Source organism: Leisingera sp. ANG-DT, assembly GCF_000813785.1.
In the GTDB taxonomy this organism is placed as follows: domain Bacteria; phylum Pseudomonadota; class Alphaproteobacteria; order Rhodobacterales; family Rhodobacteraceae; genus Leisingera.
This window is the reverse complement of record NZ_JWLE01000025.1, coordinates 1-25,341: the sequence shown is the minus strand read 5'-3', so window position 1 is coordinate 25,341 and position 25,341 is coordinate 1. Positions and strand designations below refer to the sequence as shown.

Here is a 25,341-nt window from a genome sequence, read left to right as displayed (position 1 = left end):
CCGTTTCTGGATAGGTTTGTTTCGGGGAGGGATGAAAGGGCACGCTTCCGGCTCAAGAGAAAACGGGGGCCGTCCCCTTTCCCCATCGCCTTCGCAGGCAGATGCCTATGGCGCACCGGAACCTGCATCAAGGACGCTGCGCGCCAGCAAGCTGGCAAGTCCTTGACGCAGAACCCTGACCGCCATTTCCCGGCATCAGCGAAGGCGACGGAGAAAGGGGACGGCAGCCAGCCCGGCGGCTGCGGTCAGGCCCGTACCTCCTGCGCCAGCTCCATCAGCTGATCCAGATCCATGTAGCGCTCCAGGTGATCGGCCAGCGCGTCCAGCACCTCCTCCACACCGTCCTCATATCCCGCCTGGCTTTCATGCCCCAGCGAAGCCAGCACGCTGGCGCGGAAGGCGTCCTCGGAAAACAGCCCATGCAGGTAGGAGCCCTTGACGCGCCCGTCGGCAGAGGCCGCGCCCTCGGCCCGCCCATCGATGCTGAGCCAGGCGCGGGCGCAGTCGGCGCCGGTGGTGCGGCCCATGTGAATCTCATAACCGCTCACAGGCAGGTTGCCGTCGCGGGTGACAGCTTCGGTCAGCGTTACGCGCTTTTCCCCCGCCATCACCGTGTGCACGTCCAGGAGGCCCAGACCGTCTACCTTGCCGGGCCGCCCGTCAACTCCTTCGGGATCGTCGATGGTCTTACCCAGCATCTGGTAGCCGCCGCACAGCCCCAGTACATGGCCGCCGCGCCGGTGATGCGCCAGGATGTCGATGTCCCAGCCCTGCGCCCGTAAATAGTTGAGATCGCCGATGGTCGATTTGCTGCCGGGCAGGATCACCAGGTCCGCATCGCCGGGCAGGGCGCGGCCCGGCGGCACGATCTCCACCGTCACCGCGGGTTCTGCGGCCAGCGGGTCCAGGTCGTCGAAATTCGCCATCCGCTCCAGCTGCGGCACCACCACCTTGCAGGCGCCGCCCTGGCGCGAAGCGATGTCCATCATGTCCTCGGCGGGCAGTTTCCAGGCATCCCAGAACCACGGCACCACGCCCAAGGACGGCCAGCCGGTGCGCGCGGCAATGTCGTCGCGGCCGCCGTCAAACAGGCTCAGGTCGCCGCGGAAGCGGTTCACCATGAAACCCACGACCCGCTCGAGGTCCTGAGGCTCCAGCACCGCATGGGTGCCAACGATCTGCGCAATCACCCCGCCGCGGTGAATGTCGCCGGCAATCACCACCGGCACCCCGGCGGCGCAGGCGAAGCCCATATTGGCAATGTCGTTCTTGCGCAGGTTGGTCTCGGCCGGGGAGCCTGCGCCCTCGATCAGCACCAGATCGGCATCCGCCGCCAGCCGGTGAAAGCTCTCCAGCGCCGCCTCCAGCAGGCCCGATTTGTCGCGCATGAAGGACCCGGCCCCCTGGGTGCCGCGCCGCTTGCCCTGCACGATTACCTGGGCGCCGGTATCGGTCTCGGGCTTCAGCAGCACCGGGTTCATATCGGTATGGGGCGGGCGTTTGGCGGCCCGCGCCTGCAGCGCCTGGGCGCGGCCGATCTCGCCGCCCTCAGGTGTCACCGCGGCGTTGTTCGACATGTTCTGCGGCTTGAACGGCGCCACCTTCAGCCCGCGCCGCACATAAGCGCGCGCCAGTCCCGCCACCAGCAGTGACTTGCCGACATTGCTGCCGGTGCCCTGGATCATGATTGCGCGTGCCATCAGCCGCTCCCTGCCTGCACCCCGTTGTTCAGGGGCCTGCATAGCAGGTTAGACGCCCCCGTCCATGGGGGCTGTGCCGCAAGCGTCCCGCGGCAGCCGCCGCGCGACAGGGTTCCCCTGCGGAAACCCCGGCATGCAAAAAGAAAAACGCGCCCCTAAGGGCGCGCTTTTCAGCAATGCGCAGGGGAAGCCTTAAGCGGCTTCAGCCTGCGCAGCGTTGCGGCGTTCGCTTTCTTCACGCGACAAAGCAACCGAGGTCCGCACACCGCGGCCCACGAAGTCCATCAGGCCTTCCACAACCCGTTCGTTCGGGTCGATGCCGGCGCAGGACAGCACTTCGCGGCCATCGCGCGAGCGCGCCCAGCGGGCGATCTGTTCCGGGCCATTGCCGTATTTCTTGTCGTCGGCGATGGCATCATCCAGTGCGGCCAGGACAACGGCTGCAAACAGTTTGCGGGCGCGGTTGCCTTGCTCGTTATTATAAGCGGTGCCGTCTACGAAATCTCGCATCTCGTATCCCTTGTTGTTCTTGCTATTGCAATTTTCGGCGTAGCGCTGCTTATGACGGAAGTGTGACGATTCGGATAGAGCGCAGATGCATAGCTTTCATGCAATTTGCGCATATCTTATTCACAGATCTTCCATACCATATCCTTGTCTTGCCAGCGATCAGCCCGCCAGATATAGGGTCTTGCAAATTATCATCAACCATCTGAAAGGCATTTTCCCATGCCCAAGATCAACGGCAACGAAATCCGTCCCGGCAATGTGCTGGAACATAATGGCGGCCTTTGGGCAGCGGTGAAGGTCGACCACGTCAAACCCGGCAAGGGCGGCGCTTTTGCCCAGGTCGAGATGCGCAACCTGCGCAATGGCTCCAAGCTGAACGAACGCTTCCGCTCCGCGGACAAGGTGGAGCGTGTCCGCCTGGAGCAGAAAGACCAGCAGTTCCTCTATGAGAGCGACGGCATGCTGGTGTTCATGGACGCCGAAACCTATGAGCAGATCGAACTGCCTGCGGAGCTGCTGGGCGACCGCCGCCCATTCCTGCAGGATGGCATGACCATTGTGGTGGAATTCTACGAAGCCGAGGCGCTGAACGCCACCGTGCCGCAGAAAGTCACCTGCAAGATCGTCGAGACCGAGCCGGTCGTCAAAGGCCAGACCGCGGCCAACTCCTTCAAGCCCGCGATCCTGGACAATGGCGTCAAAGTCATGGTGCCGCCGTTTGTCGGCCAGGACGAGATGATCGTGGTGAACACCGAGACCATGGAATATTCCGAGCGCGCCTGAACCGGGACGCCTTCGGAAAAACGGAAAAGCCGCCCTCCCTCGGGGGCGGCTTTTTCTGTGTCTGCGCAGCGCCCAAGACTTTTCTGAAAAGTCTTGGCAAAAGTTTTCAAAAACTTTTGCACCAGCCGCCGGGCGGATCACCCCGCAGGCAGCGCCAAGCTGAAGCCGCATTCATCCATCATCTTGCCATAGGCCGCGGTGAACCCGCTGAGCGAGGCCTCGTAGAACATGTCATTGCCCGCCCAGATCTCCACCCAGCGCCCCTGTTTCATCGCCTGCAGCATCACTAGGTGGTCCTGGAACCGCAGCGCGCTTTCGGCTTCGGCCAGGCCTTCCTCATTGATCCAGGAATTGATCCCGGCAGAGAGTGAGAAACTGCGGTCGAAGTCAAAGATGAAATCCACCGTGCCGCCCTGCTGCATCAGCGTCGGGTAGTGGCGCGGCGCGTATTCCTGCACCTTGGCCATCGGATAGACATCCGGCGGGCCCGCATCGCCGGAAAACACCTCCAGCGCCAGCAGCGGGTCGCCATCGCCGCCGGTCCAGGCGCGGCAGGTCAGATAGCTGTCCTGCTCGGTCTCATGCGGTTCGGTGGCGACATGCCAGTCCTTGTAACTCCAGTAGTCTGCCCAAGCGGGGCAAGCAGCCAGCACGGCAGCACACACTGCAAACATCAGACGCATCAATTACCCTTTCAGCAAATCCTGCGGCGACCCTAACGCAATCAGGTGAACAGAGGCTTGTCAGAAACCCAATGCGTCCAGCCGCGCCGCTACCATGCTGCGGTAGCTGGCACCGAACAGCCGCAGATGCACCAGCGCGGGCCAAAGCTGGTAGATGGCACGGCGGGCCTCAAATCCCGGTTCCAGTGCGCCATAAGCGTCGTGAAAAACTGCAGGCGGCGCGCCGAACAGATTTAGCATCGCCAGATCCACCTCCGCATCGCCGTAATAACACGCCGGGTCGATCAGAAAGGCCTGGGGGCCGCTGAACAGTACATTGCCGCTCCACAGATCACCATGCAGCAGCGCGGCAGGCGGCGTAGCGGACAGCAGCTCCGGCAGCCGGGCACACAGCGCTTCTATCCGCGCTCGCAGGTCACGGGGCAGGGCGTCCGGGGCAGCCAGCAAGCGGCGGCTGGTCCAGAACTCCACCCAGTCCGCCAGCAGCGCGTTCGGAATCGCCACCGGACCAAAGGCATAGTCTTCCGCCCAGCCGTAGTGCGGCCCGGTTGCAGAATGCAGCTGCCGCAGGGATTGCCCCAACGCCTGCCAGCCATTTGAAGTGGCCCCGGTTTCCTCCAGTGCTTCCATCAGCAGCACTTGACCGGCGGTGCCCAGCACCTCCGGCGCAGGCGCGCCCGCGTCCCGGATCGCGCGCAGCATCGCCGCCTCCGCCGCTGCCAAAGGCCCGGTCTTGGCCACCACACAGCGGCCATCGCTTAAGGAAAGAAGCTGCACGTCCGACAAATCGCCGCCATGCAGCGGGCGGGTGCGCAATACCTCCGCGCCCAGCAGGGACAGAACCGTATCGTTCAGCCCGCTCACGCCTGCCAGGCGACGCGGGCGTCCCCCGCCTGCATCTCCCCCTTGGCGCGGTCGAACCGCAGATAGGCGATGCCCCTGCCGCCCGACTGGGTGAACAGCGTGCCTATCACTTTGCCGTCCGCGGTGATCTCGGTCCCTACTGGGGCCGCGCCCGCGACTTCGACCCTGCGCAACCCCTTGCGCAGCTCGGTCTTGTGCTTCATCCGCGCCGTCACCTCCTGGCCGACATAGCAGCCCTTGCGGAAATCAACGCCCTTCAGCGCCTCAAAACCCGCCTCCAGGATATAGCTCTCCGGCCCCAGCTCAACGCCGCTTTCGGGAATGCAATGCGCCACCCGGATCGCGTCCCAGTCGCTGCCATCGTCGCCGCCCTCTGCGCCATACAGCCGCCAGCCCAAATCCCCGTGGCGCGGGTCCATCAGCGCGCCCTCGGGGGCCGCGCCAGTGCCGCGCTTCACCTGCAAGCCGGTCATCTCCACCTGCACATCGGCGCGCAGCCGGTACATGTTCAGCCGCTTCATCAGCCCCTCGGTCAGCGACGCCTCCACATCCAACAGCACCGCATCGCCGTCTGCGGCCAGAAAGAAATCCGCCAGGTATTTTCCCTGCGGCGTCAGCAGCGCGGCATAGACCAGCCCGCTGTCCAGATGGTCCACATTATTGGTCACCAGCCCCTGCAAGAAGCTCTTGGCGTCAGCGCCAGTCAGGCGCAGGATGCGGCGGTCGCTCATTTGTGTCTCCGGGTTGCTGCCAACGGCGTTTCACTGCTTGGCCCAGTGATATAGGAAGCAGGGCGGAAGAAAACAGCAAATCCGCTTCAAGGAGTACCCATGCCCGCGCCGGTCAGCATCGTCATTCCCACTTTGAACGCTGAAGGAGAGCTGCCCGCCACGCTGGAGCATCTGATGGAGGGGCTGGCGGCCGGGCTGATCCGGGGGCTGGTGATCAGCGATGGCGGCTCCACCGACGCCACCCGCGCTATTGCCGAAGCGTCCGGCGCCGAATGGATCAGCGGCACTCCGTCCCGCGGCGGCCAGCTGCAGCGCGGCTGCGCGGTGGCGCAGGGGGAGTGGCTGCTGGTGCTGCACGCCGACACCCATCTGGAGCCGGGCTGGGCTGCAGCAGTGGCGCAGCACCTGGAAAGCGGGGAGGGGAGGCCTGCCTGTTTCCACCTGCGCTTTAGGGCGCGCGGGCCAATGCCCGCCTGGGTCTCTGGCTGGGCCAACCTGCGCACGAGGTTGTTCGCGCTGCCTTATGGCGACCAGGGCCTGCTGATCCGCCGCGACATATATGAGACCGCAGGCGGCTACCCCGACCAGCCGCTGATGGAGGACGTGGCGCTGGCGCGGCGCCTGAATGGGGTGACGCTCTTGCCAAGCGCCGCGCTCACCAGCGCCGCACGCTACCAGCGCGCAGGCTGGCTGCGGCGCGGGGCGCGTAACATGTGGACGCTGATGAGGTATTTTCTGGGTGCGAAGCCGGAACGGCTGGCACGGTCCTACAGCAAATAGACTGCACGGTCCGCGCGGCCATCAGGCCGGGCCGCGCCTGACCATCGTCCGGGAAGGCGCGCGCTGGCCTCAGCCAAACACCTTCTTGGCAAAGCGGCGGAACCAGCGTTCCTTGCCGCGCCGGGCGCCGCCGGGAACCTGCTCTGCCTGGGCGGCAATGCCTGCGGTGTCCACCACCGTCTTGCCGTCCTGAAACTGAAGGCGGTAGAGGTCGGCATAGATGCCGCCGCGGGCCAGCAGCTCGTCATGGCTGCCCTGGTCCACCACCCGGCCGCGGTCCATCACCACGATCTTGTCGGCATTGCGGATGGTCGACAGACGGTGCGCGATCACCAGCGTGGTGCGCCCGCCCGACAGCTTGTCCAGCGCCTTCTGCACAACCTTCTCAGACTGCGCATCCAGCGCCGATGTCGCCTCGTCCAGCAAGAGCACCGGCGTGTTGCGCAGCAGGGCGCGCGCAATCACCACCCGCTGCCGCTGGCCGCCCGACAGGGCTGAGCCGCGCGGGCCGACCCGTGTCTCCAGCCCATGCTCCAGCTTGGGCAGGAAATCCGCCACATGCGAGGCCTCCAGCGCCGCCTGCAATTCCTCATCGCTCACATCGGTGCGGCCCAGCACGATGTTCTCGCGCAGGGTCTCGTCAAACAGCATCGCATCCTGGGTGACGACCGAAAACAGCCCGCGCAGATCGGCAGTGTTCAGATCGGTGACCTCAACCCCGCCCACGGCGACAGAGCCAGCCTGCGGGTCCACCATCCGGGTCAGCAGGTTGAAGATCGTCGATTTGCCGGCACCCGAGGCGCCCACCAGCGCCGTGGTCCTGCCAGCCTCGGCCTCCAGGTTCAGCCCGTGCAGGATATTTGCTTCGCCATAGCTCAGGTCCACCGCTTCCAGCTTGATCCCAGGCAGCCCCTCCGGCGCCGGCTTCGGGCTTGAAGGCTCGCTCAGCAGGATCGGCGCATCCAGCAGCTCCTTGATCCGCTCCAGGGCTGCGGCCGCGCTCTGCCAGACGCCGGAGATATTGGCCAGCCGCCGCATCGGCTCAAACGACAGCCCGATCGAGGTGAAGAAGCTCATGAACTGACCGACGGTCTTTTCGCCGGCGATGATCTCATTGCCGCCATAAAGCAGCACCGCCATGAAGCCGACGCCGGCCATGATGTCGGTCATCCCCGAAATCGAGGAGGTGCCAAAGGCCGCCTTCACCTCCGAGCGGACAAATTCGTCCTGCCGCTCGCCAAAGCGGCGGGTCTGATACTCTTCCAGCCGGTTCAGCTTGACCGGCACGATGCCGTGGAAAATCTCGTCCAGCCTTGTCGCCAGATCGGCGCCCAGGTCACGGGCGCGCGATGCCTTCTTACGCACATAGCGCTGGATGGAGGAGATCGGCAGCAACAGCACCGGCACCCCGATGAGCAGGATTAGCGTCCAGCGCCAGTCGATGCTGAAGGCCACGCCCAGCACCGCCACCAACGCCACCAGATCGCGGCCCGCTCCGGTGATCACCGCCTGCCAGACCGAATTGATCGCGCCCACGTCGCTTTGCACCCGCTGCAGCAGCAGCCCCGGCGGGTGCTGCTGGTGAAACGCCGGGTCCTGGCGGATCAGCCGCGCCAGCATGTCCTTGCGCAGATGCGCGGCAGAGGTCTGCGACACCTTGCTCAGCAGCACCTTCTGGGTGACGCTGGAGATCCCGCGCAGGGTGAAGATCGCCAGAAACGCCAGGCTGACCCAGACCAGCGCGGTGGAGTTGCCAGCCACGAACACCAGGTCGAACATCGGCTGCATCATGTAGCCAAGCGCGCCCATGGTGGCGCCCTCGATCAGCATGAAAATCACCGCGATGCCCAAAAGACCAATGTAATGGCGCAGGTATCCGCGCCACAGCCAGCCGAACAGCTCCTTGGAGGATTTATGCGGTTTCCGGCTCATGTCAGCGCTTCCCGGCGGGAAATTCGTGTCATTGCGGGCCTTTCCCTGTCGTTCCTGCGCCATTTAAGCAGGTGGGAAGCAGGGCGCAAGCACTTCGCCGTGACCCTGCGTCCGCGGCAATTGACGCCGGCAGCGGTCCGGCTACTGTGCCGGCATGGATCAACCGCGGCGGCCCCCGGGGCGCGCGCTGTCAGGGAACATCAGGCATGAGCGGACCAGTGAACGTATCGGCAGGGCGGCAGTACCGGGCCATTCCGGGGCCTTCGGTGGTGCCGGACCAGGTGCTGCAGGCGATGCACCGCGCCTCGCCCAACATCTACGCGGGCGAACTGGTGGAGATGACCGCTGGCCTGATCCCGGACCTGCGCCGGGTCGCGCGCACCCAGCATCACGCCGCCATCTATATCGCTAACGGCCACGGCGCCTGGGAGGCGGCCCTGCAGAACACCCTGCAGCCGGGCGATCTGGTGCTGGTGCCCTCCTCGGGCCGCTTTGCCGTCGGCTGGTCGGAAATGGCGGACAGTCTGGGGATCGAAACCCAAGTGCTCGATTTCGGCACCCGTGCCCCCTGGGACATGGCCAGTATTGGTGAGGTGCTGGCTGCTGACACGGACCACCGGATCAAGGCGGTGCTGGGCGTGCATGTGGACACCTCGAGCTCCATCCGCAACGACATACCGGGCCTGCGCCAACTGCTGGATGAGGCAGGCCATCCGGCGCTCCTGATGGCCGATTGCATCGCCTCTCTGGGGTGCGAGCGGTTCGAGATGGACGCCTGGGGCGTTGATGTGATGGTCACCGCCAGCCAGAAGGGGCTGATGATGCCGCCGGGTATCAGCTTCGTGTTCTTCAACGACAAAGCTGCCGCGGCGCGGGCGGCGCTGCCGCGGATCAGCCGCTACTGGGACTGGGCGCCGCGGGCCAACCCGGAGGAGTTCTACCAGTATTTCGGCGGCACCGCGCCCACCCATCACCTCTACGGCCTGCGCGCTGCGCTGGACATGATCCACGGCGAAGGGCTTGATAATGTGTGGAAACGCCATGCTCATCTGGCCCAAACCATCTGGGCCGCCTGTGAGGCCTGGGGCGCAGTGGGCCCGCTGCGGATGAATGTGGCGGACCGCGCCTTGCGCTCCCATGCGGTCACCGCGCTGCACATCGGCGCGCCGGACGGCACCCGCCTGCGCGACTGGGTGGAGCAGAACCTGGGGCTGACCCTGGGCATCGGCCTTGGCATGGCCGCGCCCAAAAGCCCGGAATGGCACGGGTTTTTCCGGCTTGGCCACATGGGGCATGTGAACGGACAGATGGTGATGGGTCTTCTGGGCGGCATTCAAACCGGCCTCACCGCGCTGGAAATCCCGCACGGAACAGGCGCGCTGGAGGCAGCTTCACGGGTACTGGCGGGCCGCTGACGGCCCGGCATCCGCAGCTGGCGGGGCGGGGTCTAGGCCCGTTGTGAATTCAGCCTGATGTCCAGCCTGGTGATGAAATGGTTGATCAGCACGGCCAGCACCAGCACCGGCACCAGACCGTACATCACCCAGACCACAAAGAAGATCCACATCAGGTTGATGCCGGCAAACATGATTGCGGCGGTAAAGAAATCCGGCATGGAGTCCGGCAGTTCAGGGTCACGCATGACAATTCTCCCGGTTATACCTGTTATGGTAGCCCGGCAGGGATGAATGTCCGGTAAAACTGCCGCGATCAGCGAGCTGCCGGCAGGAATCAGCCACCCCGCGCGGCGGCCAGCGCGCTAGGCAGCGCCGCGGCAAAGGCCTCCAGCTCCGCCTCCGGCCCGCAGCTCACCCTTATGCAGCGGTTCTGCGGTTCGGCAAAGGGCATCCGCACAAAGATCCCCTGATCCACCAGCCCGTCCAGCACCGCCTTTGCAAACGCCCCGTCCTGGCCGCAGTCGATGGCCACGAAATTGGTGGCGGAGGGCAGGGCGCACAGCCCGTTCTCTGCCGCAATCTCTGCAATCCGTAGCCGTGCAGCTTCAATCTGCGTCAGCACCTCAGCCAGCCAGTCCTGATCCTGCAGCGCTGCCAGCGCCCCCGCCTGCGCCGCCCGGTTCATGCCGAAATGATTGCGCACCTTGTTGAAGGCGGCGATCAGATCCGGATGGCCAATCGCATAACCCACCCGCGCGCCTGCCATCGCATAGGCCTTGGAAAATGTCCGCATCCGGATCACCCGCACATCATCGGCGCTCACTGGCGCCGCGGTGCCCTCCGGCGCGCATTCCACATAGGCCTCGTCCAGCAGCAGCAGGCAGCCTGCGGGCAGATGGTCCAGCGCCGCCGCAATATCGGCGCCCTTGTGCCAGCTGCCCATCGGGTTGTCCGGATTGGCCAGATAGACGATCTTGGCATCCATCTCCGCCGCCTTGGCAAACAGCGCCTCAAAATCCTCGCGGTCGTCCCTGTAGGGCACCGTGTGGATCACCCCGCCAAACCCCGCCACATGGTAGTTGAAGGTCGGATAGGCCCCCAGCGATGTCACCACCGCATCGCCCGCGCCCACCAGCAGCCGCACCAGGTAGCCCAGCAGCCCGTCAATGCCTTCGCCGACGATAATATGCGCCGGGCTCACCCCGTGATGCGCCGCCAGCGCCTGGCGCAGATCATAGTTCTCCGCATCGCCGTATTTCCAGATCTCCGCCGCGGCCTGCGCCATCGCCTCCACCGCCCGGGGCGAGGGGCCGAAGATGTTCTCATTCGCCCCCAGCCGCGCGGCAAAGCCATGGCCGCGCGCGCGCTCCTGTGTTTCGGGGCCGACAAAGGGCACGGTGGCGGGCAGAGATTGCGCAAGCGGGGTGTAGCGGGGACCAGTCATGGGCGCAGATAAGCGCAAGCATGGTCCTCGGGCAAGGCTTGCGTCACCGCCCCGCCCGGCGCAGTCTGCCCGCGGATTTCAAAGGGATTCTTTCATGCGCATTGCCCTGGCCCTGCTGGCCGCCGCCCTCGGCTACCTCCTGTTCTGGCCGGTGCCGGTCGATCCCATTGCCTATGACCCGCCCGCAACGCCGGGCTTTACCGGCGATTACGCCGAAAACAACGCCCTCAGCGCAGCCGCGCTGGTCCATCTGCCGGACGGAGAGCTGGGGCCTGAGGACATCGCCCAAACCCCGGACGGCGCCATCTACACCACCAGTCTGTCCGGCAACTTCTACCGCATCGACGGTGCGGAACCGGTGCTGGCGGACAAACTCGGCGGCCGCCCGCTAGGGCTCAAGGCAGGCCCCGATGGCGCGCTTTATATCGCCGACAGCTTCCGCGGCATCCTGCGCTGGTCCGGCCCCGGCACGCTGGAGATTGTGGCGGATAGCATCGACAGCGCCCCGATCATCTATGCTAACCAGCTCGACGTGGCGCAGGACGGCACCATCTATTTCTCCAACTCCTCGGACCGCTTCGACCCCGAAACAATGGGCGGCACCAAGCCGACCTCGATCCTGACGATCTGGGAGCAGTCAAACACCGGCTATGTGGCCCGCATCCTCCCCGATGGAACCACAGAGAAAATCGCCGAAGGTTTCGTCTACACCAACGGCATCGCCCTCTCACCTGACGAAGACTTCCTCCTGATCAACGAAACCGGCCGCGCCCGTGTCCACCGCCTCTGGCTCAAGGGGGACCGCACAGGCCAGCAGGAGGTGTTCCTCGATAACCTCCCCGGCTACCCCGACAATCTGGAGGCGCAGGGCGACGGCACCTATTGGCTCGCCTTCGCCAGCCCGCGGGTGCCGTCAGAGAAACTGATGCCGTACCCCTTCCTGCGCAAAGTGATCTGGCGCCTCGGCCCGATGGTGCGCCCGGCCCCCATCCACCGCGGCATGCTGGTGCAGCTGGACGGCCAGGGCAACGTGCTGCGCAGCCTGCAGGACCCGGACGGCCGCCTCGGCGTCACCACCGGCGGCAAGGTGATGGACGGACAGCTTTATGTGATGACCCTCGATTCCCCCTGGTTCGCCCGGATGCCGCTGCAGCCCTGACCTCAGGTAGGGCTGGCATGTCCGCCGGTTCCGGGGCAGGCTGCAGGCAAACCGGATACCAGGGGGAGCAGCCATGAAAAAAGTCACCACCGGCTACAAGGACCACATCGCCTATGTCACGCTTGCCCGCGCGGACAAGCACAACGCGCTGGATGAGGAGATGATCGACTTGATCATCGCCGCAGGCCAGGAGGTGGCACAATCGGACGCCCGCGCGGTGGTGCTTTCGGGTGCGGGCAAGAGCTTCTGCGCAGGCCTCGACATGGCGGCGCTGGCCAGCTTTGCGCAGCGCGACCTCAGCAGCCTGATCATGGAGCGCACCCATGAGGACGCCAACGCCTTTCAGGAGGTGGCGATGGTCTGGCGCCGGGTGCCGGTGCCAGTGATCGCCGCCATCCACGGCGCCTGTTTCGGCGGCGGCCTGCAGATCGCGCTGGGCGCCGACATCCGCATCGCCCATCCGGAGGCGCAGCTGTCGGTGATGGAGATGAAATGGGGCCTGATTCCCGACATGGGCGGTATGGCGCTCTTGCCGCGGCTGCTGCGCTCCGACGTGCTGCGCCGCCTCACCTGGACGGCGGAAAAGGTGGAGGGCCCGCAGGCGCTGGACTGGGGGCTGGTCACCGAACTGGCCGGCAGCCCGCTCAGCCGCGCCAATGAACTGGCCAAGGAAATCGCCGGCAAAAGCCCCTCCGCCGTGCGCGCCGCCAAACGGCTTATTGCCTATGCTGAATCCGGTGCCTCCCAGGCCGAAGTGCTGCTGCGCGAAAGTGCCGAACAGTTGGATCTTATCGGCAAGCCCGACCAGATCGAGGCGGTCGCCGCCCAGCTGCAAAAACGCCCGCCGGAGTTCAGCTGAACCGCTCCAGCCCGGCTTCTTTCTGGTCACAAATACCCATACCCCGGCCCCCGCCAAGCGGTGCCGCTGCCGGGGGGCGGGCCTGCCGCGGGAAAAGGTGTTTACGCTCCGGTAACCTCTTTGGATTCTGCAACAGCGGAATTTCGCCAAATTGTACGGAACCGCGTCCGGACAGGCGGGAAACCGCCGCCCGCCGGCGGGAAAATGCCGCGTAAAACCAGCGCCAATTCCCGTTAACGTTTTGGCAACACCTGGGGGCGAATTCTGCCTTCAGCAGGGCGCGAAGACGGCCAATCCAGCATCTGGAGATCTGCTGACCGGCAGCCCGGCGGGGGTGCCGGGTGGCCGCTTGCACCCTGGGAAACTGCAATAGAACCGGCGGCGGTCAGGGCCCGCAGCCGGACTTCAGAAAGGAGTGAGGCTGATGCAACTGGTTCAGAAGAAATGGTTTATTCTGTTTGAAAGCGGCGGCCTGCTGTCCCGGACCGGGGACCGGATTACCTATTTCTACGACGAAGCGCTGAGCTTCGGAGACCGCGAGGAGGCGCAGCGCTACCTGGCAGTGAACGAGAACAAGGTCAGCTATACGGGGCTGCGCCCCTCGCTGACCCAAGCGGCGTGAGCGGGTGGCTTGCCGCCAGCCGCACGGCGGAACGGCTTGCCGCAAGCGAGGGGAGGATGCCTAGGTCGGCGCGCTGGCTGCTGGCGCTGTCCGGCGTGCTGATCTCGGCCTCGGCGCTGATCTTCTGGGCCTGGCTCGGCGGTGCGGGCCAGGCGCCGGAGGACCAGCCGGGATGGTTCACCCTCACCGCGCTGCGCTTCTTCTGGCTGCCTTTTCTCAGCGGTGCGGGGCTGGTGCTGGCGGTCTGCTGCGCCGGGCGCAACAACGGCTACTGACACGGCCCAGCACAATAAGCCCAACAGAAGAGGCCGCGCCCGGGTGCAGGCGCGGCCTTCTCAATGTCAGCTCTGACAGCTCTTACAGCGAGGCGTCGTAGATCTTGCCAATGTTGGCACCCAGCGCCGCATCGTATTCCGCGTCGGACATCGAAACGTTCAGCCCCTCGGTCAGCGCGCGGCTGAAGGAGGCGATCATCTTGGTGTTCTGCGACAGGCGCGCGCAGGCGTCGTCGGTGGTGTAGCCGCCCGACAGCGCCACAACCCGCACCACATTGGCGTGATCGGCCAGATCATCATAGAGGCCCGCCTTGGACGGGATGGTCAGCTTCAGCGCCACTTTGCTGTCCGCGGGCAGGGCGTCCAGCTGCGCCTTGATCTCCGCCTTCAAGATCTCTTCGGCCTCGGCTTTGGTGGCAGAGTTGATGTCCACTTCCGGTTCGATGATCGGAACCAGGCCCGCGGCCGCGATCTGCTGGCCCACTTCGAACTGCTGGGCGACAACCGCCTTGATGCCTTCGGCATTGGCTTCCTTGACGACAGAGCGCATCTTGGTGCCAAAGATGCCCTTGGCGCCCGCCCGCGCCAGCAGCGCGTCCAGCTCCGGCATCGGCTTCATCATCTGCACGCCGTTGGCCTCATCGGCCAGGCCCTTGTCCACTTTCAGGAACGGCACCACGCCGCAGTTGCCCCACAGGAAGTCCGCGGTCGGCTTGCCGTTAATCTCGCCGTCCATGGTCTTCTCGAACAGGATCGCGCCCAGGATGCGCTCCTTGCCGAAGCTCGGCGAGGTGATGATGCGGGTGCGCATCTTGTGGATCTCGGCGAACATCTCGTCGTCGTTCGAATAGGCGTCCTCGTTCACGCCGTAAAGCGCCAGCGCCTTCGGGGTCGAGCCGCCGGACTGGTCCAGCGCGGCAATAAAGCCCTTGCCGGTTGCGATACGGTCGAGTTGTTCCTGCCGTGTGGAAGCGTCATTGGCCATAATGCGTCACTCTTCTTTGGAATGGTCGGTCTTGGCGCTGTCTATACCGCGAATCCGGCGGGAAACAACGGGGTGTTGCGCTAACGGAAGAAGGATTTCCGCGCATCCCGCGCCATGTTGTAGCGCATCTCCAGATCGGAGATCCGCGCCATCGCCGCCTTGCGCTCTTCCGGATCCGTCAATCCGGCGTATTCGCGGCGTGCCTCAGCCAGCTGCTGCTTCAGCCCGAACTCCTCCGGCACCACGCCCGCCTGCGCCATGATCCGCATACCCGCCGCCAGGCCAGCGTCCACGTGCGCCTCGCTGCTGCGGTCGGGCAGGGGCTTGCCTTCGCCCTCCAGCCCCTGCAGCTGGCCCTCGGCCTGCGCCTTGGTCAGCTGGCGCTCAATCAGGTTGCGGAAGGCGCGGATCATGCGGGCTCCTTTCTTTGCGGCAGCAGCATATCAGTCGCGGCTCAGCCCAGCCAGTCCTTGCGGGTGACGGCATCGTTCAGCGCCAGCAGGTCCTCGCGCAGGTCCGCCAGTGTGACCGGCCCGCCCAGGCACACCCGAACCGCCTCCTGCGGCAGGCCGGAGACGGTGAAGGCATCGCTCGGCATGATGCCGATCTGGCGGCCCGCCATGCGGCCCATCACCTCGGCCCGGCTGGTGCCCCGCGGCAAGGTCAGCCACAGGTTAAAGGCCAGCGGATCGCTGTCGATGAAACAGGCCTGCAGCACCTCCGTTGCCAGCGCCTGCCGCTCTGCCGCAGCCTTGCGGATGAAACGCTGGATCTCCGCCGCGGTTCCGTCCTCGATCCAGCGCCCCAGCAGCGCCAGATTGAGGGGCGACACCATCACATGCATCGACCGGAGCGCCTGGCTGAACTGCCCCAGAACGGCGCGTTTCGGCACCAAAGTATAGGCCAGCCGCAGCCCGGCGCCGAAGCATTTGGAAAGCCCCGCAATATGCCAGCCCAGATCGGGGATCAGGCTGCTGATGGGGGCCGGCGCGCCATTATCGACAAAGCAATAGGCATCATCTTCGATCAGCGGCAGGTCATGCTTTTGCAGCACTGCGGCAATCTCCCGCCGCCGTTTGGCGGTGATGGTCCGAGTGGAGGGGTTCTGCAGCGTCGGGTTCAGATACAGCGCCGCGGGCCAGTCGCTGGTGATGGCCTTTTCCAGCGCGTCCGGCTGAATGCCGTCCTTGTCCCCCGGCAGTCCGATCAGCCGGATCCCCAGCCGCGCCGCGATGGAGCGCAGCCCGGGATAGGTCACCTCCTCGCACAGCACGGTGGACCCCGGCTCGCACAGCACCGTCAGGATCGCATAGAGGCTGGCGTGCGCCCCCGGCGTGATCACCAGCCGGTCCGGCGCGCAGGGCAAGCCGTTGGCCTGCATCCACTCTGCCGCCAGCGCCCGGTCCTGCGGGCTGCCGGTCACCGACTGGTAGCGCAACAGCGGCTGCAGGTTGGCCGAGACATGCTCCAGCCCCTTTTGCATCCGCGCCAGCAAGCCTGGGTCATCCGGTTCCGGCGGCATGTTCATCATCGGGTCTTCTTCCAGCGCCCGGCGCGGGTCGGGGCGTTCCGGCAGCGCCTCCCGGCTGCGCACAAAGGTGCCGCGGCCGACAAAGCTCTCGATGTAGCCGCGCCGCACCGCCTCGGCATAGCCCCGCGACACGGTGGAGAAATCCACCCCCAGCTCCTGCGCCACCCGCCGCTGCGGCGGCAGCCGGTCGCCGGGCGCCAGCACGCCGGCGTCGATGTCGGCGCCGATCGCCTCGGCCAGCTCGATATAGCGGGGCCGGGCGCCGTCCAGACGGGCAGGGGTCCATTGTTTCATCGCCGGGTCTCCGCGAAGGCTTTGTTTCGTGATTGATTGGTTCAATGCAGGAGTGCGGCAATAAATGCAATATCAATGTTTGCATATTGATTGCATTCAATCCGGGAATCACGTTATCAGGCGGCGGAACCCAAGGAGACGCGCGATGACCCAAGCGGACGTTCTGGAAGAGAACCAGCGGGAGCTGAAACCAGCTTTGCTGAAGGGGCTGCGGCTGCGCTGCCCGAACTGCGGCGGCGGCAAGCTGCTGCACAGCTATCTCAAGGTGAACGACAGCTGCACCGAATGCGGCCAGGAGCTGCATCACCAGCGCGCCGACGACGGGCCGGCCTATCTGACCATCCTGGTGGTGGGCCACATCCTCGGCTTTGCGCTGCACATCGTCTACACCCAGCTGCGCCCGGACCCCTGGACGCTGGCGATCATCATGTCGGTGATCACGGTGGGGGCCTCGCTGTACCTGCTGCCGCGGATGAAGGGGCTGGTGGTGGCCTATCAGTGGGCCAAGCGGATGCACGGATTCTGAGCCGGGCAAAACCATTCAACTAAAATGCAAAAGGCGGGCCAGCGGCCCGCCTTTTCTTGTATTTTCCCTGCGCCGCCTTGGCGGCGCCGGGCCCAACGGGTGCTGCTCATGTGTCATGAGCAAAGCAGCGGGCGGGAGAACCCCGCCTGCCGGGGATTACACCAGCCGCGAGGCTTCCTTGGCCGCGCGGACGAAATCGTCGAACAGCGGGTGCGGCGCAAAGGGTTTGGATTTCAGCTCCGGGTGGAACTGCACGCCGATAAACCACGGGTGGTCTTTCCACTCCACGATCTCCGGCAGGCGGCCGTCCGGCGACATGCCGGAGAAGCTGAGGCCGCATTTTTCCAGCTGTTCCTGATACTTGGTGTCGACCTCATAGCGGTGGCGGTGGCGCTCCTCGATATGGGTGCTGCCATAAACTTCCGCCACTTTGGAGCCTTCCTCCAGCGCCGCGTCATAGGCGCCAAGGCGCATGGTGCCGCCCTTGTCGTCGCCGACTTTACGCTCGACGGTCATGTTGCCCTGCACCCATTCCTTCAGGTGGTAGACAACCGGCTCAAAGCGCTTCTTGCCGGCCTCGTGGTCGAACTCCTCGGAGCCCGCCTCGGAAATGCCCGCCACGTTGCGCGCGGCCTCGATCACCGCCATCTGCATGCCGAGGCAGATACCCAGGTAAGGCACCTTGTTCTCGCGTGCATACTGCGCTGCCTTGATCTTGCCCTCGGTGCCGCGCTCGCCAAAGCCGCCTGGCACCAGGATCGCGTGGTAGCCCTGCAGGTAGGGAGCGGCGTCTTCCTTGTCAAAGAGCTCCGCATCGACCCATTCGATCGAGACCTTGACCCGGTTCGACATGCCGCCGTGGGTCAGCGCCTCGGCGATGGATTTATAGGCGTCTTCCAGCTGGGTGTATTTGCCGACAATGGCTACCTTCACTTCGCCCTCGGGGTTGTAGATGCGGTCGGCCACATCTTCCCAGCGCTCCAGGTTCGGTTTCGGGGCAGGGGCGATGCCGAAGGCATCGAGCACCGCCTGGTCCAGCCCCTCGCGGTGATAGGCCAGCGGTGCCTCGTAGATGGATTTCAGGTCCTGTGCGGCAATCACAGAGTCAGCGCGCACGTTGCAGAACAGCGCCAGCTTCTCGCGTTCCTTGACCGGAATCGGGCCCTCGGAGCGGCAAACCAGAATGTCGGGCGCCAGGCCGATGGAACGCAGCTCCTTCACCGAGTGCTGGGTCGGCTTGGTCTTCAGCTCGCCGGAGGCCTTGATATAGGGCAGCAGGGTCAGGTGCATGAAGATGCATTCGCCGCGCGGCTTGTCCTGGGCGAACTGGCGGATCGCCTCGAAGAAGGGCAGGCCCTCGATGTCGCCGACGGTGCCGCCGATCTCGCAGAGCATGAAGTCGACCTCATCCTCGCCGATGGAGATGAAGTCCTTGATTTCGTTGGTGACGTGCGGAATGACCTGGATGGTTTTGCCGAGGTAGTCGCCGCGGCGCTCCTTCTCCAGCACGTTGGTGTAGATGCGGCCCGACGAGATCGAGTCGGTCTTGCGCGCCGGAACCCCGGTGAAGCGTTCGTAATGGCCGAGGTCCAGGTCGGTCTCGGCGCCGTCATCGGTCACGAACACCTCGCCGTGCTCAAACGGGCTCATGGTGCCCGGATCGACGTTCAGATAGGGATCCAGCTTGCGCAGGCGGACCGAGTAGCCCCGCGCCTGCAGAAGGGCGCCAAGTGCCGCCGAAGCCAGGCCTTTGCCCAGGGATGAAACAACACCGCCGGTGATGAAGATAAAACGCGCCATATGTGTTCGGCTGCCCCCGTGAGAAGTCAGATTTCAGCTGCCCGGCGGTGATTGGAATCAGTCCAAAAACCGCTGCATCACGGGACTTCATATATAAAGGATTCGCACGAAATGCGCAAGGGAACCGCAAGATGCTGTTGCGGTTCCTAAAACCCTCTCAAGGTGTAGTGGATCAGTCTGCGCTGGGAACCAGCGGAGCGTTGTCGCCCTCGGAAGGCGGCAGAAGATCGCTGCCCAGCGGTGCCGCCGGGGCTTCGGGTGCCTCGCCTGTTTCGCTCTGCGGCACGCCGATGCGGTCGGCAACAGAGGAGCCCGCGGATTTCTGCGCGGCCATGATGGTCAGGGTGATCGAGGTGCAGATGAAGGCAATTGCCAGCAGCCAGGTCACCTTGCTGAGCGCGGTTGCCGCCGCGCGGCCGGAGATCGCGCCGCCGCCGCCGCCGCCCATGCCAAGGCCGCCGCCTTCGGAGCGCTGCAGCAGAACCACGGCGATCAGGCCGAGAGCCAGAAGAAGATGGATGATCAGAACAACGTTTTCCATGGGTCCCTGCGGCGGTTGGCTAAGTACCGGGCGGTAAATAGGCAAGATTGCCCGGGGGGGCAAGGGCGGAGTTTGCCGGTTTCGGAGAGTTTGCGGCCGGAGCAGTTGCTTGCATGGAGCTTTGAAACTCCGGATCGCTTTGCGATCCGGTTCGCGCCCGGCCCCGCCCCCCAGGGCGGGCGCGAAATACTGTACCGTTTCAGAGAGATGCGAGGCTTGCTGGGTGTCCGGACGTTCCGCCATGCAGCACTGCGCCCACCCCCGGTGCCGGGCGCGAACCTGTTGTCCCGGATGGAATGCGACGTCACGCAACGTGATTGTTTGCATCAGGAAACGTGACTGGACAGCAGCCCCCGCGCGGGCGCAGCATGGGGTATGCCTCATGACCATTCCGACCACCCGCACGCCCTTTTGCCGCCTGATCCTGCCCTGCGGGTGAAGGCGCTGGAGACGATTCTCACCGAAAAGGGCCTGATCGACCCCGCCGCGCTGGAGGAGATCATCGACACCTATCAGAACAGGATCGGCCCGCAGAACGGTGCCAGGGTGGTGGCCCGTGCCTGGAGTGAGCCGGAGTTCAAGGCGGCGCTGCTGGCGGATGCCGATCCGGTGCTGGCGGAGCTGGGATATTACGGCCGCCAGGGTGAGCATATGGTGGTGGTGGAGAATACGCCCCAACAGCACAATATGGTCGTGTGTACCTTATGCAGCTGCTACCCGTGGCCGCTGCTGGGCATTCCGCCGGGCTGGTATAAATCCGATGCCTACCGCGCCCGCGCGGTGCGCGAGCCGCGCAAGGTGCTGGCGGAGTTCGGGGTGACGCTGCCACCGGAGGCCGCGGTGCGGGTCTGGGATTCGACGGCAGAGGTCCGCTATCTGGTGCTGCCGATGCGGCCCGGCGGCACTGAGGGGCTGAGCGAGGACGAATTGGCTGCGCTGGTCACCCGTGACAGCATGATCGGCACTGGATTGGCAAAAATGCCGGGGGAGTTGCCGTCATGACCCGGGTGCATGACATGGGCGGGCGATTCGGTGATGGGCCGGTTAAGCCTGAGGCCGAAGGCGCACCGGTCTTTGCCGAGGACTGGCATGCCCGTGCGCTGGCGGTGACGCTGGCCTGCGGCGCGCTGGGGCAGTGGAACATCGACACCTCGCGTCATGCCCGCGAGCGGCTGTCGCCCAAGGATTACACGCGCTTTTCCTATTACGAGAAATGGATTTCGGCGTTGGCGGACCTCCTGGTCGAGAAGGGTGTGCTGACGCGGGACGACCTGCAGGGCAAGGGGGCTGCCGGGCTGCACGCGCTGGCGGAGCGGGCGCTTAAGGCGGAGAACGTCGCCGCAGCGCTGGCCAAGGGCGGGCCTGCGGACCGGGAGGGCGGGCCGGCGCCGCTGTTCACCCCCGGCCAGGCGGTACGGGCGCGAATCCCTGCGGATAACGCGCTGGTCGATGGCGGCCACACCCGGCTGCCGCAATACGCTGCCGGGGTGCAGGGCTATATCCTGCGGCTGCATGGCACCCATGTCTTGCCCGACAGCAGCGCCCATGGGCTGGGAGAGGCGCCGGAGCCGCTCTATGCGGTGCGCTTTCATGCCAGTTCCTTGTGGGCGCATGCAGAACACCCCGAGGACGAAGTGGTGCTGGATCTGTGGCAGAGCTATCTGGAGCCGCTATGAGTACCTGTCCTGAGGTTGCAGCACCGGAGCCTGTCTTTGCCGAACCCTGGCATGCGCAGGTCTTTGCGCTGACGGTGCATCTGAATGAGGCCGGGCGGTTCAGCTGGGGCGACTGGGTGGAGCGGTTTTCCGCGACGCTCAAGCGCCATGGGTTGAGCCGTGAATTGGATGGCGGCGAGGATTACTTCCGCGCCTGGCTGGAAACGCTGGAGGTGTTTCTGGCCGAGGACGGCGCGGCCTCGCGTGCCGAGGCCGAAGTGATGCGCAGCCGCTGGGAGGAGGCATATCTGAGCACGCCGCATGGCGCGCCGGTACGGCTGCAGGGCTGAAGGCGCGCAGCTTTGGCCGCCGGGGCCGCTTGCGGGCCGGGGCGGTTTCTTCTTGCCGGTACTGTTGTTTCGTTCGTTCCGTTCGGGTGTTGCGCTGTGTCCCGGTTAAGGGGGCGGCGCCGCCGGGGTGGAGGTGGACAGACCCCGCCGGGGGCCTGCTCGGACAGGATATCCTGGACGACCCCCTTTTTATCAGGGCCGGTCTCCGGGTGTTGCCCATTCAGCCGCACAGATGCCTGGGCCTCGTATCATGGCCCCGCGCGCGGGAACCATGGCTGGGGGATCGCGATCTGATTGCAGTGTGGCATAGGGAAATGAGGATCGCGTGAAGGCACCGTACGCTGGGTATGCAACACCCCGCTGTTTGCCGCGATTTTTTCGTGACGCTGAGGGCGGGCGCCTGCCTGCGGGGTGGCGCTGCAACGGCTGTGTATGGCAGTTTATTCCTGCTGCGCCCGTACGAGTTTGCAATGGAGTACTGCACCTGCGAAAGCGCCAGCCCGTGCGGGCGGGCAGGCGCTGGCCCGGCGCCTGCGGCTTGATTCCGGGCGGGGAAGGTGCTGTGCCCCATGAATTAGCGCCAACTGCGGCGAATTTGCGGTTCCACTGCCTGCGCAGCATCGCTATATGAGCGTGGGTTTGAACCAGACTGTAAAGGACCGGATATGGCCAATGTCGTCGTAGTCGGCGCCCAGTGGGGCGACGAAGGGAAAGGCAAGATCGTGGACTGGCTGAGCGAGCGCGCTGACGTGATCGCCCGCTTCCAGGGCGGCCATAACGCCGGCCACACGCTGGTCATTGACGGCAAGGTCTACAAGCTGCACGCGCTGCCCTCGGGCGTGGTGCGCGGCGGCAAGCTGTCGGTTATCGGCAATGGCGTGGTGCTGGACCCCTGGCACCTGATGAAGGAAATCGCGACGGTTCAGGAGCAGGGCGTGGAAATCACCCCGGAGACCCTGATGATCGCCGAGAACACGCCGCTGATCCTGCCGCTGCACGGCGAACTGGACCGGGCGCGCGAAGAGGCGGCCTCCAAGGGCACCAAGATCGGCACCACCGGCCGCGGCATCGGCCCGGCCTATGAGGACAAGGTGGGCCGCCGTGCGATCCGCGTTGCCGACCTGGCCGACGAGGCGACCCTGATTGCCCGCGTTGACCGCGCGCTGCAGCACCATGATCCGCTGCGCAAGGGCCTGGGCGTTGACCCGGTCGACCGCGACGCGCTGATCGCCCAGCTGAAAGAGATTGCACCGCAGATCCTGCCGTTTGCGGCACCGGTCTGGAAGGTGCTGAACGAGAAGCGCAAATCCGGCAAGCGGATCCTGTTTGAAGGCGCGCAGGGCGCACTGCTGGACATTGATTTCGGCACTTACCCGTTTGTGACCTCCTCGAACGTGATTGCAGGACAGGCGGCGACCGGTGTCGGCATCGGCCCGGGTTCGATCGATTACGTGCTGGGCATCGTCAAGGCCTATACCACCCGTGTCGGCGAAGGCCCGTTCCCGACCGAGCTGCTGAACGCGGAAGGCAAGCCGGACGCCGATGGCGAGCGCCTGGGCACCCGCGGCCATGAGTTCGGCACCACCACCGGCCGCCAGCGCCGCTGCGGCTGGTTTGATGCCTGCCTGGTGCGCCAGACCTGCGCCACCTCCGGCATCAACGGCATTTCGCTGACTAAGCTGGACGTGCTGGACGGGTTCGAGACCCTGAAGATCTGCACCGGCTATGAGCTGGACGGCGAGCATCTGGATTACCTGCCGACCGCGGCTGACCAGCAGGCCCGCTGCACACCCATCTATGAGGAAATGCCGGGCTGGAGCGAGTCCACCGAGGGCGCGCGCAGCTGGAACGATCTGCCCGCCAACGCGATCAAATACGTGAAGCGCGTGGAAGAGCTGATCGAGTGCCCGGTCGCACTCTTGTCCACCAGCCCGGAGCGGGACGACACCATCCTGGTCACCGACCCGTTTGCCGACTGATGGCTGACAAGCAAGGCCTGAGCTACAAGGCCCGGCGGCGCTGGGCCCTGGTCATCCTGCTGGTGGGGATGCCGGTTTACATCGTGGCCGCAGTCACGGTGATGAACTGGCTCGACCGGCCGCCCCTGTGGCTGGAGCTGATCGTCTATGTGGCGCTGGGCATCGTCTGGGTGCTGCCGTTCAAGTTCGTGTTCCGCGGCGTCGGCAAGGAAGACCCGGACGCCGGGAAGACTGACCCGGAGAAATAAGGGGAGGGGCGCTGCCCCTCTTGACCTGAAGGTCAATTCACCCCGGAGTATTTCTGCAAAGAAGAAACAGGCCCTTGGTCTGAAACTGAAAAAGGCGGCCCGCGGGGCCGCCTTTTCTGTTTCTGCTGTCCGGGGATCAGCCCGCGGCGCGCTTGGGTTTGAAGCCGATGTCGCCGGAGGCGGTGAACTGGCCGTTGCCGGAGCGTTCGATCTTGCCGTCGCGCAGGAGCTGGCCGAAGGAGCGCAGCCCGTCCTCGCGGTTGAAGTCGCTGCTGCCGGCGCTGCGCACCTTGTTCATCAGTTGCGGGCGCGAGAAGTGGTCGCGGCCTTCGACAAAGCTCATGTAGGCGGCGGCGGCCTCCAGCAGTTCATGCAGCTCAGCCGCGCCGCGTTCTTCGGCATAGGCGGCAAAACCGCTGCCGCCTGCCTCTGCGTCATTGCCCAGAACCGCGGCTGACACCCGGCGCGGGCGCACCGGCTGGGGGGCCGCAGCGGCAGGGGCCGCGGCTGCACCTTCGTCGATGCGCTGCTCGGCCACCAGTTTCAGCGGCGCCGGGCGCGCGGCCGGGCTGGCCGGACGCGCCGAGACGCCCTGGCGGGCTTCGGGCCGGGCTTCGGGGCGGCGCGGGCGCACCACGCTGGCGAGGTCGTCGCGGTAAGGCTTGGCCTCGTCGCTGGCGCTGCCGGCGTCCGGGCCGTCAGCCTTGGTGGCGGCGACGGCGCCGCGCAGCTGGCTGTAGGCCTCAAGCGAGGAGGCGGTTTCCGGGTCTTCCAGCTTTTCGTCGGCGGCGGCCATCAGCCGGGAGACGTCGCTGTCGGCCAGGCCGGGCGCAGCCACCGGATCCGCCGCCTCTGCCGCATCGGCATCATCCTCAAGGGAAGCTTCAGCGGAGTCTTCGGCAGCAGGCTGTTCGGACGCGGCCAGGATCTCAGCCTCCACCTCGGCCAGTTCCCGCATCAGGTCGGCCTCGTCCTCGTCGGAGAGGATGGGCTGTTCGGGCTCTGCGTCTGCCGGAGCCGGGGTGTCTTCTGTCTCTTGCAGCTGGCCGGAGGCAACGGCCTGGTCGAGGACCGCGCGCTTGATCTTGGTGATGCGGACGCGGGCCGGTTTCGGTGCCGGGGCTTCTTCTTCCCCGGCCGGCTGGCTGGAGCTGTCCTCTGCGCTGTCCTCATCAAGGCCTGCGAAGAGACCGTCTTCGGCTTCGGCTTCGTCTTCGCCGCTGTCATCGCCTGCGGAGGCTTCCTCGGTGTCCGCGTCTTCTGCTTGGGCTGCTTCGGCAGCGGCGCTGTTCAGGTCCAGGCGGTCCAGGGCGCGGGCGATCTCGTCGTCGGCCTCGTCATCGAAATCCGGTGCGCCGTCATCTTCCAGCAGGGCCGCGGAGATGTCCTCAGCGGCGCCATCCAGCACGTCATCGGCGTGCTCGTCTTCGCTGAAATCCTCTTCGGGGGTCTGGGCGACCACGGCGCGGATGCGTTGCAGCTTGGCGGCGATGCTGTCGGCGGCGGAGGCGGCTGCCGGGGCCGCAGTCTCGACCTCTTCGGCCTCTGCCTGCGGCTCTTCCGCCTCTACTGCCGCTTCGGTGAAATCTGCCTCGGCTTCGGTCACTTCCAGCAGTTCGACGGCGGGGGCAGGCTCTTCTTCGCTTGCGGTGCCGAGCACAGCGGCGATGGCTTCTTCGGCTTCGGCTTCGGC

At 65.5% G+C, this 25,341-nt stretch carries 27 protein-coding genes; 13 read left to right on the top strand and 14 right to left on the bottom strand.

What is annotated here, in order from left to right; translation table 11 throughout:
• Positions 1-245: 245 nt before the first annotated feature.
• Both RA21_RS17620 and RA21_RS17615 read right to left on the bottom strand, forming a co-directional pair.
• Positions 246-1,700, bottom strand: a complete 1,455-nt coding sequence (locus RA21_RS17620; RefSeq protein WP_193748088.1) for a cobyric acid synthase — start codon at positions 1,698-1,700, stop codon at positions 246-248.
• A gap of 192 nt (positions 1,701-1,892) precedes the next feature.
• Entirely contained in the window at positions 1,893-2,210 is a 318-nt protein-coding gene (locus RA21_RS17615) for a DUF6280 family protein (RefSeq protein ID WP_008556013.1), read from the bottom strand.
• 219 nt (positions 2,211-2,429) lie between these two features.
• Here RA21_RS17615 and efp point away from each other — a divergent pair, with 219 nt between their 5' ends.
• Complete coding sequence (gene efp, locus RA21_RS17610) at positions 2,430-2,993, top strand: elongation factor P (RefSeq protein ID WP_019296123.1); 564 nt, start codon at positions 2,430-2,432, stop codon at positions 2,991-2,993.
• Between the two features lie 137 nt (positions 2,994-3,130).
• On the opposite strand, the gene RA21_RS17605 is transcribed toward efp, so the two are convergent.
• From RA21_RS17605 to ygfZ, 3 genes are read right to left on the bottom strand one after another with little or no spacing between them, the layout of a single operon-like run.
• A complete protein-coding gene (locus RA21_RS17605) occupies positions 3,131-3,676 on the bottom strand; it encodes a hypothetical protein (RefSeq protein ID WP_039151343.1) in 546 nt (181 codons plus the stop codon).
• Between the two features lie 60 nt (positions 3,677-3,736).
• Positions 3,737-4,540, bottom strand: coding sequence for a fructosamine kinase family protein (locus RA21_RS17600; RefSeq protein WP_039151340.1), 804 nt, complete (start codon positions 4,538-4,540; stop codon positions 3,737-3,739).
• Positions 4,537-5,271: a CAF17-like 4Fe-4S cluster assembly/insertion protein YgfZ gene (gene ygfZ / locus RA21_RS17595; protein ID WP_039151337.1), complete on the bottom strand. Its 735-nt coding sequence runs from the start codon at positions 5,269-5,271 to the stop codon at positions 4,537-4,539. The genes RA21_RS17600 and ygfZ overlap by 4 nt, the downstream gene beginning before the upstream one ends.
• Positions 5,272-5,370: 99 nt before the next feature.
• Here ygfZ and RA21_RS17590 point away from each other — a divergent pair, with 99 nt between their 5' ends.
• The gene (locus RA21_RS17590) at positions 5,371-6,051 is read left to right on the top strand and encodes a TIGR04283 family arsenosugar biosynthesis glycosyltransferase (protein WP_039151334.1); all 681 of its coding nucleotides are present in this window, start codon (positions 5,371-5,373) and stop codon (positions 6,049-6,051) included.
• 69 nt (positions 6,052-6,120) lie between these two features.
• Here RA21_RS17590 and RA21_RS17585 read toward each other — a convergent pair whose 3' ends face one another.
• Positions 6,121-7,983 (bottom strand): ABC transporter ATP-binding protein, encoded by a 1,863-nt coding sequence (locus RA21_RS17585; RefSeq protein ID WP_039151332.1) that lies wholly within the window; start codon positions 7,981-7,983, stop codon positions 6,121-6,123.
• Positions 7,984-8,189: 206 nt separating this feature from the next.
• On the opposite strand from RA21_RS17585, the gene RA21_RS17580 reads away from it, so the two are divergent.
• Positions 8,190-9,398, top strand: a complete 1,209-nt coding sequence (locus tag RA21_RS17580; RefSeq protein ID WP_039151331.1) for a pyridoxal-phosphate-dependent aminotransferase family protein — start codon at positions 8,190-8,192, stop codon at positions 9,396-9,398.
• Between the two features lie 32 nt (positions 9,399-9,430).
• On the opposite strand, the gene RA21_RS17575 is transcribed toward RA21_RS17580, so the two are convergent.
• Both RA21_RS17575 and RA21_RS17570 read right to left on the bottom strand, forming a co-directional pair.
• The gene (locus RA21_RS17575) at positions 9,431-9,625 is read right to left on the bottom strand and encodes a hypothetical protein (protein WP_039151328.1); all 195 of its coding nucleotides are present in this window, start codon (positions 9,623-9,625) and stop codon (positions 9,431-9,433) included.
• Positions 9,626-9,714: 89 nt separating this feature from the next.
• Positions 9,715-10,824 (bottom strand): pyridoxal phosphate-dependent aminotransferase, encoded by a 1,110-nt coding sequence (locus RA21_RS17570; protein ID WP_039151325.1) that lies wholly within the window; start codon positions 10,822-10,824, stop codon positions 9,715-9,717.
• A 94-nt stretch (positions 10,825-10,918) separates the two neighbouring features.
• Between RA21_RS17570 and RA21_RS17565 the strand changes: the two genes are divergently transcribed.
• The 4 genes from RA21_RS17565 to RA21_RS17550 all read left to right on the top strand — a co-directional run bounded on the left by RA21_RS17565 (position 10,919) and on the right by RA21_RS17550 (position 13,739).
• Complete coding sequence (locus RA21_RS17565) at positions 10,919-11,983, top strand: SMP-30/gluconolactonase/LRE family protein (protein WP_039151323.1); 1,065 nt, start codon at positions 10,919-10,921, stop codon at positions 11,981-11,983.
• 73 nt (positions 11,984-12,056) lie between these two features.
• A complete protein-coding gene (locus RA21_RS17560) occupies positions 12,057-12,842 on the top strand; it encodes a crotonase/enoyl-CoA hydratase family protein (protein WP_039151320.1) in 786 nt (261 codons plus the stop codon).
• 424 nt (positions 12,843-13,266) lie between these two features.
• The gene (locus tag RA21_RS17555) at positions 13,267-13,464 is read left to right on the top strand and encodes a hypothetical protein (protein ID WP_019296134.1); all 198 of its coding nucleotides are present in this window, start codon (positions 13,267-13,269) and stop codon (positions 13,462-13,464) included.
• Positions 13,465-13,520: 56 nt separating this feature from the next.
• Positions 13,521-13,739 carry a hypothetical protein gene (locus tag RA21_RS17550; RefSeq protein WP_019296135.1) on the top strand — a complete coding sequence of 73 codons (219 nt, stop codon included), beginning with the start codon at positions 13,521-13,523 and terminating at the stop codon, positions 13,737-13,739.
• Positions 13,740-13,821: 82 nt separating this feature from the next.
• Here RA21_RS17550 and RA21_RS17545 read toward each other — a convergent pair whose 3' ends face one another.
• The 3 genes from RA21_RS17545 to RA21_RS17535 all read right to left on the bottom strand — a co-directional run bounded on the left by RA21_RS17545 (position 13,822) and on the right by RA21_RS17535 (position 16,549).
• Positions 13,822-14,724, bottom strand: coding sequence for a fructose bisphosphate aldolase (locus RA21_RS17545; RefSeq protein ID WP_039151318.1), 903 nt, complete (start codon positions 14,722-14,724; stop codon positions 13,822-13,824).
• An 80-nt stretch (positions 14,725-14,804) separates the two neighbouring features.
• Positions 14,805-15,137, bottom strand: a complete 333-nt coding sequence (locus tag RA21_RS17540; RefSeq protein WP_039151316.1) for a DnaJ family domain-containing protein — start codon at positions 15,135-15,137, stop codon at positions 14,805-14,807.
• Between the two features lie 41 nt (positions 15,138-15,178).
• Positions 15,179-16,549 (bottom strand): aminotransferase-like domain-containing protein, encoded by a 1,371-nt coding sequence (locus RA21_RS17535; protein WP_039151313.1) that lies wholly within the window; start codon positions 16,547-16,549, stop codon positions 15,179-15,181.
• A 145-nt stretch (positions 16,550-16,694) separates the two neighbouring features.
• On the opposite strand from RA21_RS17535, the gene RA21_RS17530 reads away from it, so the two are divergent.
• Positions 16,695-17,075, top strand: coding sequence for a DUF983 domain-containing protein (locus tag RA21_RS17530; protein ID WP_019296139.1), 381 nt, complete (start codon positions 16,695-16,697; stop codon positions 17,073-17,075).
• Positions 17,076-17,231: 156 nt separating this feature from the next.
• Here RA21_RS17530 and RA21_RS17525 read toward each other — a convergent pair whose 3' ends face one another.
• Both RA21_RS17525 and secG read right to left on the bottom strand, forming a co-directional pair.
• A complete protein-coding gene (locus RA21_RS17525; protein ID WP_039151310.1) occupies positions 17,232-18,875 on the bottom strand; it encodes a CTP synthase in 1,644 nt (547 codons plus the stop codon).
• 172 nt (positions 18,876-19,047) lie between these two features.
• Positions 19,048-19,416, bottom strand: coding sequence for a preprotein translocase subunit SecG (secG, locus tag RA21_RS17520; protein WP_039151307.1), 369 nt, complete (start codon positions 19,414-19,416; stop codon positions 19,048-19,050).
• Positions 19,417-19,791: 375 nt separating this feature from the next.
• Between secG and nthA the strand changes: the two genes are divergently transcribed.
• The 5 genes from nthA to RA21_RS17495 all read left to right on the top strand — a co-directional run bounded on the left by nthA (position 19,792) and on the right by RA21_RS17495 (position 23,648).
• A complete protein-coding gene (gene nthA / locus RA21_RS17515) occupies positions 19,792-20,418 on the top strand; it encodes a nitrile hydratase subunit alpha (RefSeq protein WP_039151304.1) in 627 nt (208 codons plus the stop codon).
• On the top strand, positions 20,415-21,092 hold the full coding sequence (gene nthB, locus RA21_RS17510; RefSeq protein WP_039151302.1) for a nitrile hydratase subunit beta: 678 nt from the start codon (positions 20,415-20,417) through the stop codon (positions 21,090-21,092). Before nthA ends, nthB begins: the two co-directional genes overlap by 4 nt.
• A complete protein-coding gene (locus tag RA21_RS17505; protein ID WP_039151300.1) occupies positions 21,089-21,421 on the top strand; it encodes a nitrile hydratase accessory protein in 333 nt (110 codons plus the stop codon). The genes nthB and RA21_RS17505 overlap by 4 nt, the downstream gene beginning before the upstream one ends.
• 665 nt (positions 21,422-22,086) lie before the next feature.
• Positions 22,087-23,400 carry an adenylosuccinate synthase gene (locus tag RA21_RS17500; RefSeq protein ID WP_039151297.1) on the top strand — a complete coding sequence of 438 codons (1,314 nt, stop codon included), beginning with the start codon at positions 22,087-22,089 and terminating at the stop codon, positions 23,398-23,400.
• Positions 23,400-23,648, top strand: coding sequence for a DUF2842 domain-containing protein (locus RA21_RS17495; protein WP_019296880.1), 249 nt, complete (start codon positions 23,400-23,402; stop codon positions 23,646-23,648). The genes RA21_RS17500 and RA21_RS17495 overlap by 1 nt, the downstream gene beginning before the upstream one ends.
• 136 nt (positions 23,649-23,784) lie before the next feature.
• On the opposite strand, the gene RA21_RS22910 is transcribed toward RA21_RS17495, so the two are convergent.
• A partial coding sequence (locus tag RA21_RS22910) for a hypothetical protein (RefSeq protein WP_052257703.1) occupies positions 23,785-25,341 on the bottom strand: 1,557 nt, incomplete at its 5' end.

Coding starts and splice junctions, on each gene's coding strand:
- RA21_RS17495 (WP_019296880.1), top strand. CDS start 23,400: ATGGCTGACAAGCAAGGCCTGAGCTACAAGGCCCGGCGGCGCTGGGCC.
- RA21_RS17575 (WP_039151328.1), bottom strand. CDS start 9,625: ATGCGTGACCCTGAACTGCCGGACTCCATGCCGGATTTCTTTACCGCC.
- RA21_RS17525 (WP_039151310.1), bottom strand. CDS start 18,875: ATGGCGCGTTTTATCTTCATCACCGGCGGTGTTGTTTCATCCCTGGGC.
- ygfZ (WP_039151337.1), bottom strand. CDS start 5,271: ATGAGCGACCGCCGCATCCTGCGCCTGACTGGCGCTGACGCCAAGAGC.
- RA21_RS17580 (WP_039151331.1), top strand. CDS start 8,190: ATGAGCGGACCAGTGAACGTATCGGCAGGGCGGCAGTACCGGGCCATT.
- secG (WP_039151307.1), bottom strand. CDS start 19,416: ATGGAAAACGTTGTTCTGATCATCCATCTTCTTCTGGCTCTCGGCCTG.
- RA21_RS17540 (WP_039151316.1), bottom strand. CDS start 15,137: ATGATCCGCGCCTTCCGCAACCTGATTGAGCGCCAGCTGACCAAGGCG.
- RA21_RS17535 (WP_039151313.1), bottom strand. CDS start 16,549: ATGAAACAATGGACCCCTGCCCGTCTGGACGGCGCCCGGCCCCGCTAT.
- RA21_RS17545 (WP_039151318.1), bottom strand. CDS start 14,724: ATGGCCAATGACGCTTCCACACGGCAGGAACAACTCGACCGTATCGCA.
- RA21_RS17605 (WP_039151343.1), bottom strand. CDS start 3,676: ATGCGTCTGATGTTTGCAGTGTGTGCTGCCGTGCTGGCTGCTTGCCCC.
- RA21_RS17550 (WP_019296135.1), top strand. CDS start 13,521: ATGCCTAGGTCGGCGCGCTGGCTGCTGGCGCTGTCCGGCGTGCTGATC.
- RA21_RS17560 (WP_039151320.1), top strand. CDS start 12,057: ATGAAAAAAGTCACCACCGGCTACAAGGACCACATCGCCTATGTCACG.
- nthB (WP_039151302.1), top strand. CDS start 20,415: ATGACCCGGGTGCATGACATGGGCGGGCGATTCGGTGATGGGCCGGTT.
- nthA (WP_039151304.1), top strand. CDS start 19,792: ATGCCTCATGACCATTCCGACCACCCGCACGCCCTTTTGCCGCCTGAT.
- RA21_RS17565 (WP_039151323.1), top strand. CDS start 10,919: ATGCGCATTGCCCTGGCCCTGCTGGCCGCCGCCCTCGGCTACCTCCTG.
- RA21_RS17620 (WP_193748088.1), bottom strand. CDS start 1,700: ATGGCACGCGCAATCATGATCCAGGGCACCGGCAGCAATGTCGGCAAG.
- RA21_RS17530 (WP_019296139.1), top strand. CDS start 16,695: ATGACCCAAGCGGACGTTCTGGAAGAGAACCAGCGGGAGCTGAAACCA.
- RA21_RS17590 (WP_039151334.1), top strand. CDS start 5,371: ATGCCCGCGCCGGTCAGCATCGTCATTCCCACTTTGAACGCTGAAGGA.
- RA21_RS17555 (WP_019296134.1), top strand. CDS start 13,267: ATGCAACTGGTTCAGAAGAAATGGTTTATTCTGTTTGAAAGCGGCGGC.
- RA21_RS17615 (WP_008556013.1), bottom strand. CDS start 2,210: ATGCGAGATTTCGTAGACGGCACCGCTTATAATAACGAGCAAGGCAAC.
- RA21_RS17505 (WP_039151300.1), top strand. CDS start 21,089: ATGAGTACCTGTCCTGAGGTTGCAGCACCGGAGCCTGTCTTTGCCGAA.
- RA21_RS17500 (WP_039151297.1), top strand. CDS start 22,087: ATGGCCAATGTCGTCGTAGTCGGCGCCCAGTGGGGCGACGAAGGGAAA.
- RA21_RS17585 (WP_039151332.1), bottom strand. CDS start 7,983: ATGAGCCGGAAACCGCATAAATCCTCCAAGGAGCTGTTCGGCTGGCTG.
- RA21_RS17570 (WP_039151325.1), bottom strand. CDS start 10,824: ATGACTGGTCCCCGCTACACCCCGCTTGCGCAATCTCTGCCCGCCACC.
- efp (WP_019296123.1), top strand. CDS start 2,430: ATGCCCAAGATCAACGGCAACGAAATCCGTCCCGGCAATGTGCTGGAA.